This window comes from Pseudomonas sp. SMSB3 (assembly GCF_052041965.1).
In the GTDB taxonomy this organism is placed as follows: Bacteria; Pseudomonadota; Gammaproteobacteria; order Pseudomonadales; family Pseudomonadaceae; genus Aquipseudomonas.
Genome location: NZ_JBKGGV010000009.1, coordinates 256,101 through 268,847, shown reverse-complemented (window position 1 = coordinate 268,847; position 12,747 = coordinate 256,101). Strand labels below are relative to the sequence as shown.

The following is a 12,747-nucleotide window of genomic DNA, read 5'->3' as shown; positions in this document are numbered from 1 at the left end:
TCTGGTTCTGCGAACCTGTCTTGGCGATCAGCCGTGATATGGTTCCCCATCATCCTCCAGGAAATTCTCCATGCCTGCCGCCTCCTCACTGCAACCTGGTTTCATGATCGTCCACGGCAATCGCCTGGACGACCTGCGCAGCCTGGTCGTGAGTTGGATGCGACGCTATCCGCTGGCACCGTTGGAAAACGAAATCGCCCTGGTACAGAGCAACGGTATTGCCCAGTGGCTGAAACTGGCGCTCGCCGAGGATCCTCAAGATGACGACTCAGGTGGATGCGGGATCGCCGCCGCCATCGAAGTGCAACTCCCCGGTAGCTTCATGTGGCAGCTGTACCGAAAAGTACTCGGACGCGATGAAATCCCGGAGGTGTCGCTGCTCGACAAGGCGCCCTTGACCTGGCGTCTGATGCGCCTGTTGCCGGCCCTGGTCGAGCGCCCGCATTTCGAGCCCCTGCGCCGTTTTCTGCTGGATGACGGTGACCTGCGCAAGCGCTACCAACTGGCCGAGCGCCTGGCTGATCTTTTCGACCAGTATCAGGTCTATCGCGCTGACTGGCTCAAGGACTGGGCTACCGGTGCCCATTTCATCAATAGCGCACGCGGTGAGCGCAAGCCTTTGGCGCCCGGCAATCGCTGGCAGGCCGAGTTGTGGCAGGCTTTGCTCGAGGACGTTGGCGCGCAGGGAATGGCGCAGAGCCGGGCCGGGGTGCACCAGCGCTTCATGGAGCGCATTCACAGCCTGGATGCCGCTCCTCGCGGGCTGCCCTCGCGCGTCATCGTCTTCGGCATCTCCTCGCTGCCGGCCCAGGCCCTGGAAGCACTGGCGGGCCTGGCCCGATTCAGCCAGGTGCTGCTGTGCGTGCACAACCCCTGTCGCCACCACTGGGCAGACATCGTCGCCGACAAGGACCTGCTCCGCCACCAATACAAGCGCCAGCAGCGCAAGCAAGGCATGCCGCTGCAGTTGGACGACGAGTCGCTGCACCAGCACGCTCATCCGCTGCTGGCTGCCTGGGGCAAGCAGGGCCGCGACTACATCAACTTGCTCGATAGCTACGACAACCCCGGCAGCTACCAGGGCGTATTCAGCGACGGGCGCATCGACCTGTTCAGCGACAGCGAGCCCACCACGCTGCTCAATCAGCTGCAGGACGATATTCTCGAACTGCGCCCGCTTGCCGAAACCCGCGAGCGCTGGCCAGCGGTCGATTTCGGCAAAGATCGCTCCGTGCGTTTTCACGTAGCCCACAGCCCGCAGCGTGAAGTCGAGATCCTGCATGACCAGCTTCTGGCCCGTTTCAGCGCCGACCCAACCCTGCGCCCGCGCGATGTCATCGTCATGCTGCCCGCCATCGATACCTACGCCCCACACATTCGCGCCGTGTTCGGACAGCTAGGGCGCAACGATCCGCGCTACATCCCCTTTACCCTGACTGACCAGGGGCAGCGCGGGCGCGACCCGCTGCTAATTGCGCTCGAGCACCTGCTGAAACTGCCGGAGAGTCGCTTCGCCGTCAGCGAAGTGCTCGACCTGCTCGATGTCCCCGCGCTACGTGCACGCTTCGCCATTCGCGAAAGCGACCTGCCCACGCTGCACCGTTGGATCGAGGGCGCCGGAATCCGCTGGGGCCTGAATGCCGACCAGCGTGCCAGCCTCGGGCTACCGGAGGGCCTGGAGCAGAACAGTTGGCGTTTCGGCCTGCGACGCATGCTGCTCGGGTATGCGGTGGGCATGGGTGAAGGCTGCGATGGCATCGAGCCTTACGACGAGATTGGCGGACTGGACGCGGCATTGATCGGCCCGTTGGTAGCATTGCTCGACGCCCTAGAGGTCGCTAACCAGACGTTGTCGGAGCCGGCCACGGCCAACGAGTGGGGCGAGCGCCTGAATGCCTTGCTGCAGGTGTTCTTCCAGGCTGAGGAGGAACACGACGAGTTCCTGCTGCTGCAACTGCAAGAGCTGCGTGACCGCTGGCTGGAGGTGTGCGAAACCGTCGGCCTGCAAGACCAGCTGCCGCTGACGGTGATCCGCGAGGCCTGGCTGTCGGGGCTGGACGAGGGCAAGCTGTCCCAGCGTTTTCTCGCTGGATCGGTAAACTTCTGCACCCTGATGCCAATGCGCGCGATCCCGTTTCGGGTCGTCTGCCTGCTTGGCATGAACGATGGTGACTATCCACGTGCGCAACCGCCGCTGGATTTCGACTTGATGGCCAGCGACTACCGCCCTGGCGACCGCTCGCGGCGCGAAGATGACCGCTACCTGCTGCTCGAGGCGCTGTTGTCTGCCCGCGACCAACTCTATATCAGCTGGGTCGGCCGCAGCATCCGCGACAACAGCGAACGCCCCGCATCGGTATTGATCGGCCAGCTGCGTGACCACCTGGCAGCAGGTTGGCGACTCAAAGGCGATGCCGATGGCCAGCGCCTGTTGCACGCATTGACCCAGGAGCATCCCCTGCAACCGTTCAGTGCCCGTTATTTCGAGAAAGGCAGCCCGCTGTTCAGTTATGCCCACGAATGGCACCTGTTGCATCAGCCCCACACCGAGATGCCCCGGCGGCCGCTCAGCCTGGCGCCTTATGAAAGCCAGGAAGCGCTGACGCTGATCCTGTTGCAAGACTTCTTGCGCCACCCGGTCAAGCACTTCTTCAGTCAGCGACTGAAAGTCTTCTTTGAAGCCCTGTCTGCGCCAATACCTGACGAAGAACCCTTCGTGCTCGATGCCCTGCAGCGTTACGGCGCCAGCGAACTGCTGCTGAGCGCCGCACTGAGCGACCCGGATAACGCCGAACAGGCGTTGCAGGTGCAGGCCCGTCGGCTACAGGCTTGCGGCGTTTTGCCCCTGGCAGGTTTCGGCGAGCGGCTGCAAGCCGAACTGATCCAGCCGCTGCCTGATCTGCTGCAGCGCCACACCCAGTTGCTGCAGCGCTGGCCAACGGTGGTCGATGGCGCCCTGCCGATTCACTTCGAGCACGCTGCCCATCGGCTCGAAGGCTGGCTCGGCCGCGTGCATCAGGCCGCCGATCAGAGCCTGTTGAGCATCACCACCATCCCCAACACCATCAGCGCCGGGCGCAACGGCCTCAAGTGGCACCGACTCATTCCCAGCTGGGTGATGCACCTGGCAGCCTGCGCGGCGGGTTACCCGTTGCACACGGCGCTGTTGGCCAGCGACCTGACCCTGCTGCTCGACCCCTTGCCCCAAGCCGAGGCCAGCGAACAGCTTGGGCAACTGCTGGTCGCGCGTCAGGCGGCGATGAACGCACCGCTGCCGGTCGCAGCCAAGACCGCTTTCGCCTGGCTCGCCCAGCCAGACCCGGACAAAGCGCTGGCCGCCGCTGCACGGGCTTACGAGGGCGATGGGCGCAACAGTTTCGGCGAGCGCAGCGAAAGCCTTGCGCTGGCCCGACAGTTCCGCGACTTTGCCGCCCTGACGGCCGACGAAACCTTCGAAGGCTGGTGTGAAACCCTGTACCGCCCCCTGTTCAGCGCCGCGTGGCAGGCCCTGGGCAATCCGGAGAGTCGAGCATGACCCAGGCCCGCCCCCTGGCTTTGAATTTTCCCCTGCACGGCAGCCAGCTGATCGAAGCGAGCGCTGGCACGGGCAAGACCTTTACCATTTCCGCGCTGTACCTGCGCCTGATTCTCGGCCACGGCGCTGCACAGGGCTTCGGGCGCGAGTTGCTGCCGCCGCAGATCCTGGTGGTGACCTTCACCGATGCCGCCACCAAGGAGCTGCGTGAGCGCATCCGTGCGCGGCTGGCCGAGGCCGCGCGCTTCTTCCGCGGTGAGCTGGAGGCTGCCGACCCGTTGCTGCAGCAACTGCGTGACGACTATGCCCAAGAGCACTGGCCACGCTGTGCCAACCGCCTGGAAGTGGCCGTGCAATGGATGGACGAAGCGGCGGTGTCGACCATCCACGGCTGGTGCCAGCGCATGCTGCGCGAACACGCATTCGACAGCGGCAGCCTGTTCACCCAAAGCCTGGAAACCGACCACAGCGATTTGCTCGGCCAGGTCATGCGCGATTACTGGCGCCGCTTCTGCTATGGCATGCACGGCCAGGCACTGGACTGGGTGCGTAGTCATTGGGTCAGCCCCGACGCCTTGCTGGCGCAAATACGCCCGCTGTTCGGCCGGGTGCGCGCGCAGCTCGACGAAACCCCGCTGCAAGCGCTGATCGACGCGGCGCTGCAACACCGCCTCGAGCAGTTGAGCACGCTCAAGGCGCCCTGGGCGCAGTGGGCCGATGAACTGCAGCAGATCTGCCGTGACGCGGTGGCGGCCAAGCAAGCCGACGGTCGCAAGTTGCAGGCGCGCTTCTTCGACCCCTGGTTCGACAAGCTGCGCCACTGGGCGCTGGACGAGCAGGCCACCGAACTTGACCTCGGTACAGGTTTCATCCGCCTCACCCGCGCCGGCATGACTGAGGCCTGGAAGGTCGGCGATCCACCCGAGCACCCGGCCCTGCATGCCATGGCCGACCTGCAAGGCCAGTTGCAGGGCTTGGCGAGCCCGCATGCGCCGGTGCTCGAGCATGCAGCCGCCTGGGTGGCAGCGCGCTTCGAGGTAGAGAAGCGCCGCCGCGCGGAAATGGGTTTCGACGACATGCTGGTGCGCCTGCAACAGGCGTTGAGTTCGGACGCCGGTGAGCGCCTGGCGGCCTTGATCCGCGAACAGTTTCCAGTGGCCCTGATCGATGAATTCCAGGACACCGACCCGGTGCAATACGGCATCTTCGAACGCATCTACCACATCGACGCAAACCGCGCCGAAACCGGCCTGTTCATGATCGGCGACCCCAAACAGGCGATCTATGCCTTTCGCGGCGCCGATATTCACACCTACCTGGCTGCCCGACGCGCGACCACCGGCCGCTTGCACAGCCTCGACACCAACTACCGCTCGAGCCAGGCCATGGTCGCGGCGGTCAACCGCGTGTTCCTGCAAGCGGAAACCCGCACGCAAGGCAGGGGCGCTTTCCTGTTTCGGGAAGCCGACGACAACCCGCTGCCGTTCGTCGAAGTGCACGCCAAAGGCCGTGACGCTCAGCTGCTGATCGACAATGAACCCTGTGCGGCGCTGCAATGCTGGCAATTGCCCAGTGACGAGCCGGTCTCCAGCGGCCTGTACCGCCAGCAGCTGGCCGCCAGTTGCGCGAGCCATATCGTGCAGATGCTCAGCGGCGGTCAGCGCGGGGTGACCGGTTTCAAGGGCGGCGAGAGCGAGCTGCGCCCGTGCCTGCCATCGGACATCGCCATCCTGGTGCGCGATGGCCATGAAGCGCAGCTGGTGCGCAGCGAGCTGGCGGCGCGCGATGTGCGCAGCGTGTACCTTTCCGACAAAGACTCCGTGTTCGCCGCCCAGGAAGCCCATGACTTGCTGGCCTGGCTCAAGGCCTGCGCCGAGCCCGATTCCGAACGTCTGCTCAAAGCTGCGCTGGCCAGCCTTACCCTGGCGCTGTCGCTGACCGAACTCGACCAGCTCAACCAGGACGAGCGGGTCTGGGAAGGCTGGGTCATGCGCTTTCGCCGCTACCGCGACATCTGGCAGCGTCAGGGCGTGCTGCCGATGCTGCGGCACCTGCTGCACGACTTCCAGCTGCCGCGCACGCTCATCGGCCGCAGCGACGGCGAACGGGTGTTGACCAACCTGCTGCACCTGGCCGAACTGTTGCAACAAGCGGCGGGTGAGCTGGACGGCGAACAGGCCTTGATCCGTCACCTGGCCGAGCAGCTGTCCAGTTCCGGGCAAGCGGGTGAGGAGCAGATCCTGCGCCTGGAAAGCGATGAGCAGCTGGTCAAAGTGGTCACGATCCACAAATCCAAGGGCCTGGAATACCCGCTGGTCTACCTGCCCTTCATCTGCACCAGCAAGCCGGTGGACGGCAGCCGCCTGCCGCTGGCCTGGCACGACAACCAGGGCCATGCGCAACTGACCCTCACCCCCACTGCCGAGCAGATCGCCCTGGCCGACGACGAGCGCCTGGCCGAAGACCTGCGCCTGTTGTACGTCGCCCTGACGCGCGCGCAGTACGCCTGCTGGCTTGGCCTGGCCGATCTCAAGCGGGGCAGCCAGAAGCAGTCTCAGCTACACCGCTCGGCGATCGGTTATCTGCTGGGCGGCGGCGCAGCGCTGACGGACTCACCCGCCCTGCAAGGTTGGCTGGACGACTTGCGCGCCGGCTGCGAAGACATCGCCTGCCTGCCATTGCCGCCGGCGAGCGACGAGCGCTACCGCGCCGCCCAGACCGAGCGTGAGCTGTTGCCGGCACGCAAGCCACGGCGTGCCGCCGCCGAGCATTGGTGGATCGCCTCCTACAGCGCCCTGCGCGTCGGCGAGCAAACCTTGGGCGCCGACAGTTCACAAGCCCAGCAGCTGTTCGACGATGAACGGGTCGATACGCAACTGCTGCGCGAGGTGCCGGCAGAGGGGGGTGATATCCATCGCTTCCCGCGCGGCCCGAACCCCGGCACGTTTCTGCATGGCTTGCTGGAATGGGCAGGGCGCGAGGGGTTCGGCGAGGTTGCAGGCAGTCCCGCGCTGATCGAGCGCACCGTCGGCCAGCGCTGCAATCGTCGCGACTGGACCGGCTGGATCCCGGCGCTCAGCCAATGGCTCGAGCACCTGCTCAACCAAGCCCTGCCAGTTGGCGACAGCACTCTGACCCTGGCCAAGCTTGAGCGCTATCAGATCGAGATGGAGTTCTGGTTCGCCAGCCACAACGTCGATGCTGCGCAACTCGATTACCTGGTCGCCCGCCACACCCATGGCGGCGCGGCGCGCCCGGTAGCCCAGCCGACCTTGCTCAATGGCATGTTCAAGGGTTTCATCGACCTCGCCTATGAGCTGGACGGGCGCTACTACGTGGTGGATTACAAGTCCAACTGGCTTGGCCCGGACCTCATGGCGTACGACGCCTTGGCCATGCAGGGGGCGATCCTCGAGCACCGCTACGATTTGCAGTACGTCCTCTACCTGCTGGCCTTGCACCGCCAGCTGCGGGCGCGGCTCGCCGACTATGACTACGACCGCGATGTCGGCGGCGCGCTGTTCATCTTCCTGCGCGGTGCCAGCAGCAGTGGCCACGGCATCTATTTCGCCAAGCCGCCGCGCGAGCTGATCGAAAGCCTCGATGCACTGTTTCGCGGGCTGCATCAGCCTGAACAGCAGGACCTGTTTGCCGGAGTCGCGCCATGAGCCGCCGCCTTGACGATCTTTTGCCCAGCCCATTGCACGCCGAGCATCTGCTCGCCCTGGCACCTCAGCGCAACAGCGCCGACCTGCTGCAGTTGCTCGATCGTTGGGTCGAACGGGGCTGGCTGCGCGCGCTGGACCGCGCCTTCGTGACTTTTCTGGAGGAGCGCGCCCCCGGCAGTGATCCGTTGCTGTTGCTGGCCGCGGCGCTGGCCAGCCATCAACTGGGCCACGGCCACGTCTGCCTCGATCTGGGCCAGACCCTGGCGGAGCCGGATTTCGCCCTGTCGCTGCCGCCCGAAGGCGATGCCCTGGGCGGTCCATTGCTGCTGCCGTCACAACTGCTGGCCGAGCTCGAGTTGCCCACCTGGTTGCAGCGCATCGCCGCCAGCCCGCTGGTGGCGCAGGGCGACCAGCTGGCTGAACAAGCGCGCCCGCTGGTGCTGAGCGGTCAGCGCTTGTACCTGCGGCGCTACTGGCGCTACGAGCGACAGGTCGACCACAACCTGCGCCAACGCCTGAGCCACAGCGATGCAGCGCCGACGGACCTTGCCCAGCGTCTGTCTCAATTGTTCGACCAAGGTGCCCTTGCCGGCCAGGTGGATTGGCAGAAACTGGCCTGTGCCTTGGCCACGCGTGCAGGTTTCAGCATCATCACCGGCGGCCCCGGCACCGGCAAGACCACCACCGTGGTGCGCTTGCTGGCCCTGCTGCAGGCGCCTGCGGTCGAGCAGGGCAGGCCACTGCGCATTCGCCTGGCAGCCCCCACCGGCAAGGCGGCTGCGCGCCTGACCGAGTCGATTGGGCAGCAAGTCGAACGCTTGCAAGTCAGCGCCACGGTGCGCGAGCAGATCCCGACCGATGTCAGCACGGTGCACCGGTTGCTCGGCAGCCGCCCGGGCTCGCGGCATTTTCGTCATCACGCCGGCAACCCATTGCCACTGGACGTGCTGGTGGTCGACGAAGCTTCGATGATCGATCTGGAGATGATGGCCAATCTGCTTGCGGCGCTGCCAGCCATGGCCCGTCTGGTGCTGCTGGGGGATAAGGACCAATTGGCCTCGGTCGAGGCCGGCGCGGTACTCGGTGATCTGTGCCGCGATGCCGAGGAGGGCTGCTATTCACCGGCGACCCAGGCCTGGCTGGAGCAGATCGGTGGGCAGTCACTGGCTAACAGCGGGCTCACGCCCGGCGATGAGCAACACAACCCGCTGTCGCAGCAGGTCGTGATGCTGCGCTTTTCAAGGCGCTTCGGCGAGGGCAGTGGCATCGGCCAACTGGCCCGCCTGGTCAACCGCCAGCAACACCAGGCGGCTCGCGATCTGCTCAGCATGCCGCCGCCTGACGTCTTCGCCCTGGCCCTGCGTGGCGAGCAGGATCGTGCATTCGACCGCTTGATCCTCGACGGTCTGAATCGCGGCGATGACGGGCCGCAAGGCTATCGCAGTTACCTGCGCGCCATTGGCCGCCACCGGCCGCCGCCCGGGACGGCGTTCGACGATCCGCGCTGGGAGCAGTGGGCCGCCAGGGTGCTGCTCAGCTTCGAAGATTTCCAGCTGTTGTGCGCAGTGCGCCGTGGCCCCTGGGGTGTTGAAGGGCTGAACGAGCGCGTTGCGAGGGTGTTGCACAGTGCCGGGCTGATCGATAATCAGCAGCCCTGGTACGAGGGCCGGCCCGTGTTGGTCACGCGCAACGACTACGGCCTGGGCTTGATGAACGGCGACATCGGCATTGCCCTGCGCCTGCCCGACGAGCATGGCGAGGCATTGTTGCGGGTGGCCTTCCCGCGCAACGATGGCAACGGTGGCGTGCGTTTCATCCTGCCCAGCCGCCTCAACGAGGTCGAGACCGTCTTCGCCATGACCGTGCACAAGTCCCAGGGCTCGGAATTCAGCCACACGGCGCTGGTGCTGCCCGATGCGCTGAACCCGGTGCTGACCAAGGAGCTGGTCTATACCGGGATCACCCGCGCCAAGCACTGTTTCAGCCTGATCGAGCCACGTCAGGGGGTCTTCGAAGAGGCAGTGCGGCGGAAGGTGCGGCGCATTTCCGGACTCATGCTCGAACAGCTGTGACCTGATGCGCAGCGTGTGCGACAGGGCGCGCTCCTCCAGCTAGCCAGCGTTGTGCTATCTTTGCGCCGAATTCAGACAGGATTTGAGAGAATTCTCACATGACAGTGGCCAAGGAGCGGTTGACAGGCGGTGCGTTCTTGCTGCTGTTGCTGGCTATCTTGTCGTTATCCGCCACCCTGGCGCAGGCCCAGACGGCGGCCAGCGCGGCGCAGGTGCAGCAGCGCGCCAAGGCGGTGACCCAGGTGGTGCTGGGTATTCTCAGCTATGCCCGTTGGCCCAGCGAACCGGTGCCCTTGCGCCTGTGCCTGGTCGGGCCGACCGAATATGCCGATGACCTGATCAAAGGCAATGTGCAGAATTCCGGTCAGCCCCTGCAGGTGCGCCGCTTGCTCGCCGACGACGCCCAGGTCGCTCAGGCCTGCGATGCCCTGTACATCGGCAAGCTCGACGGCGCCCAGCGCCAGCGCCTGTTCCAGTCCATCAGCGGGCGACCGGTGCTGAGCATCAGCGAAGCAGACGATCCGTGCACGGTCGGTAGTCTGTTCTGCCTGCGCATCGGTGACGAACAGGTCGCCTTCGAGGTCAACCTCGATTCGGTGGCGCGCTCGGGGGTGCGTATTCACCCCAGCGTGCTGCAGCTTTCGCGCCGGCGCGGGAGCCAGCCATGAAGCCTGCGAAGAAGCCCGGCGTGCGCCCGACCCTGCGCTCGGTGCTTGGCCGTGGGCATCTGAGCGTGGCCCTGTTGGCCGTGGGCCTGGCAGGTATTTCGTTGACCTTGCTCGGCGTGCTGGTGCTGCGCGTCTACGCCAATCACAACCTGCATCTGATCGCCCGCTCGATCAATTACACCGTCGAGGCCGCGGTGGTGTTCGACGACAGCGCCGCCGCCAACGAGGCGCTGGCGTTGATTGCACGCAGCGAAGAGGTCGCCGAAGCCAAGGTCTTCAACAACGACGGCGAACAGCTGGCGCATTGGCAACGCAGCGATGAGGGCGTGCTCGGCCACCTCGAAACGCAGGTGGCCAGCACCTTGCTCGATGAGCCGATCCATTTGCCGATCCTGCACCAGCAACAGAAGGTCGGGCACATCGAGCTGGTCGGCCAGGGGCGCAGCTTGCTGCTGTTCCTGCTTAGCGGCTTGGGCGGGATCTTGCTGTGCACGGCGCTTAGCGCCTTCGTCGCCTTGTACCTGTCGCGGCGCCTGCTGGGCGATATCGTGCGGCCACTGCGCAGCCTGGCCAGCGTCGCCCATGCCGCGCGCCGCGAGCGCAGCTTCGACCGGCGCGTGCCGGAAGCGCCGATTGCCGAGCTCAACGAACTGGGCCATGACTTCAATGCGCTGCTCGACGAACTCGAGGTCTGGCACAGCCACCTGCAAAGCGAAAACGCCACGCTTGCCCATCAGGCCAGTCACGACAGCCTCACCGGCCTGCCCAACCGCGCGTTCTTCGAAGGCCGCCTCAGCCGCAGCTTGCGCAATGCCGCGCGCCAGCAAGACCACCTGGCAGTGCTGTTCCTCGACAGTGATCACTTCAAGCAGATCAATGACAGCCTCGGCCACGCCGTGGGCGATCAGGTGCTGGTCAACGTTGCTGACCGGGTGCGTGCGCAACTGCGCGAGCACGACCTGGTGGCGCGCCTGGGTGGCGACGAGTTCGCCGTGCTGCTGACCCCACTGCATGCGCGCCAGGACGCCGAACGCATCGCCGACAAGATCATTGCCAGCATGCAGTTGCCGATGCTGCTCGACAACGGCCAGAGCCTGAGCACCTCGCTGAGTGTCGGTATCGCTTATTACCCGGACGATGGCGCTGACCCCGCCAGTCTTCTCAATGCCGCCGATGCGGCGATGTACCAGGCCAAGCGCGAACGGCGCGGCCAATGGCAGGCGGCGCAGACGGAACGCTGCGCCGCTGATTTCACCGACAGGAGCTGAACCGTGATCCAGCGTTTGCGTTTTTCTTTGCTATTGATGTGCATGGCGGTAGTGGCCCTGGCAGGTTGCCAGAGCACGCCTCCCAAGGGCTTGACCGCCGAGCAGATCGCCGTGCTCAAGCGTGAGGGCTTCGCCCCGACCGAAGAGGGCTGGGCATTCGACCTGTCCGGCAAGGTGCTGTTCGGCAGTGACCTGGACAGCCTCAACAGCGCCAGCCGGGCCATCGTCGAGCGTATCGGCCGGGCGCTGCTGGAGGTTGGCATCGCCGGCGTGCGCGTCGATGGCCATGCCGATGCCTCGGGCAAGGCCTCGTACAACCAATTGCTGTCCGAACGCCGTGCCCAGAGCGTGGCCAATGCGCTGATCGCCGTCGGCATGCCAGCGCAGAACATCCGCACGCGCGGCCTGGGCAGCACGCAGCCGGTGGCGGATAACCGTACCAGCGCCGGCCGCACTGAGAATCGCCGGGTGTCGATCGTGGTGGCCTCCTACTAAAGGGGCATCACGTCTGCGCCGTTGCGCCGCCTGCGCTCAAGCAAAACGCAGCTCACCCGCATCGCCCATCAACAGCGGTGTATTGGCCTCGGTGACCTGGCGGATGTAATCCCACAATAGGGTGATGCGCTTGAGCTTGCGCAAGTCTTCGCGGCAGTACATCCAGAATTGCCGGGTCACGTCGATCTGCTCGGGCAGCACGGTCACCAGGCGCGCATCCTGCGCCGCCAGGAAACACGGCAATATCGCCAGGCCGCGGCCCTGCAGCGCTGCCGTGTACTGGGCGATGACGCTGGTGCTGCGCAGGCGGGCATTGGCATTGGGCATCAGGTTGGCCAGGTACAGCAGCTCGGAACTGAAGGCCAGGTCGTCGACGTAGCTGATGAACGGATGCCCATTCAGGTCGCTGACCTGCTCGATCGGCGCGTGGCGGTCGAGGTAATCCTGCGTCGCATACAGCCGCAGGCGGTAGTCGCACAGCTTGCAGCACACATACGGCCCATGCTCGGGTCGCTCCAGGGCGATGACGATGTCCGCTTCGCGCTTGGACAGGCTGATGAAGTGCGGCAACGGCAGGATGTCGACCGAGATCGCTGGGTAGGTTTCAACGAAATGACTCAGTTGCGGGGTAACGAAGAAACTGCCGAAGCCCTCGGTGCAGCCCATCCGCACATGCCCCGACAGCGCCACGCCCGAGCCTGAAACCTGCTCGCAGGCCATGTGCAGGGTGCTTTCGATGGACTCGGCATAGCCCAGCAATCGCTGCCCTTCGGCCGTCAGGACGAAGCCGCTGGTGCGCGATTTCTCGAACAGCAAGGTGCCCAGCGCGCTTTCCAGCGAAGTGATGCGGCGCGACACCGTGGTGTAGTCCACCGCCAGGCGCTTGGCCGCGCTGCTGGCCTTGCGCGTGCGTGCCACTTCAAGAAAGAACTTCAGGTCGTCCCAGTTCAAGGCACTGAGGGAAGTCAGGTCTTTTTGCATGTTGATCCGGTTTTTTTGTGCGTTCTTGTAGGATGTTTGCACATCTATACTCGATAAAAG

7 protein-coding genes are annotated in these 12,747 nt (G+C 65.2%); 6 read left to right on the top strand and 1 reads right to left on the bottom strand.

The features are described 5' to 3' along the window. The first annotated feature begins 70 nt into the window (after positions 1 to 70). The 6 genes from recC to ACLEJW_RS16680 all read left to right on the top strand — a co-directional run bounded on the left by recC (position 71) and on the right by ACLEJW_RS16680 (position 11,706). Positions 71 to 3,535 (top strand): exodeoxyribonuclease V subunit gamma, encoded by a 3,465-nt coding sequence (recC, locus tag ACLEJW_RS16705; RefSeq protein ID WP_440777916.1) that lies wholly within the window; start codon positions 71 to 73, stop codon positions 3,533 to 3,535. Continuing rightward, positions 3,532 to 7,203, top strand: a complete 3,672-nt coding sequence (recB, locus tag ACLEJW_RS16700) for an exodeoxyribonuclease V subunit beta (RefSeq protein ID WP_440777915.1) — start codon at positions 3,532 to 3,534, stop codon at positions 7,201 to 7,203. Before recC ends, recB begins: the two co-directional genes overlap by 4 nt. Beyond that, positions 7,200 to 9,275 carry an exodeoxyribonuclease V subunit alpha gene (gene recD, locus ACLEJW_RS16695; protein ID WP_440777914.1) on the top strand — a complete coding sequence of 692 codons (2,076 nt, stop codon included), beginning with the start codon at positions 7,200 to 7,202 and terminating at the stop codon, positions 9,273 to 9,275. Before recB ends, recD begins: the two co-directional genes overlap by 4 nt. A 98-nt stretch (positions 9,276 to 9,373) precedes the next feature. After that, on the top strand, positions 9,374 to 9,943 hold the full coding sequence (locus ACLEJW_RS16690; RefSeq protein WP_145188694.1) for a YfiR family protein: 570 nt from the start codon (positions 9,374 to 9,376) through the stop codon (positions 9,941 to 9,943). After that, complete coding sequence (locus tag ACLEJW_RS16685) at positions 9,940 to 11,211, top strand: diguanylate cyclase domain-containing protein (protein WP_313297588.1); 1,272 nt, start codon at positions 9,940 to 9,942, stop codon at positions 11,209 to 11,211. Before ACLEJW_RS16690 ends, ACLEJW_RS16685 begins: the two co-directional genes overlap by 4 nt. Before the next feature lie 3 nt (positions 11,212 to 11,214). Continuing rightward, positions 11,215 to 11,706 carry an OmpA family protein gene (locus ACLEJW_RS16680; RefSeq protein ID WP_145188688.1) on the top strand — a complete coding sequence of 164 codons (492 nt, stop codon included), beginning with the start codon at positions 11,215 to 11,217 and terminating at the stop codon, positions 11,704 to 11,706. Between the two features lie 36 nt (positions 11,707 to 11,742). Here the strand turns inward: ACLEJW_RS16680 and ACLEJW_RS16675 are convergent, their stop codons facing one another. Then, a complete protein-coding gene (locus ACLEJW_RS16675) occupies positions 11,743 to 12,687 on the bottom strand; it encodes a LysR family transcriptional regulator (protein ID WP_313297593.1) in 945 nt (314 codons plus the stop codon). Positions 12,688 to 12,747: the final 60 nt, after the last annotated feature.

Coding starts and splice junctions, on each gene's coding strand:
- ACLEJW_RS16675 (WP_313297593.1), bottom strand. CDS start 12,687: ATGCAAAAAGACCTGACTTCCCTCAGTGCCTTGAACTGGGACGACCTG.
- recB (WP_440777915.1), top strand. CDS start 3,532: ATGACCCAGGCCCGCCCCCTGGCTTTGAATTTTCCCCTGCACGGCAGC.
- recD (WP_440777914.1), top strand. CDS start 7,200: ATGAGCCGCCGCCTTGACGATCTTTTGCCCAGCCCATTGCACGCCGAG.
- ACLEJW_RS16690 (WP_145188694.1), top strand. CDS start 9,374: ATGACAGTGGCCAAGGAGCGGTTGACAGGCGGTGCGTTCTTGCTGCTG.
- ACLEJW_RS16685 (WP_313297588.1), top strand. CDS start 9,940: ATGAAGCCTGCGAAGAAGCCCGGCGTGCGCCCGACCCTGCGCTCGGTG.
- recC (WP_440777916.1), top strand. CDS start 71: ATGCCTGCCGCCTCCTCACTGCAACCTGGTTTCATGATCGTCCACGGC.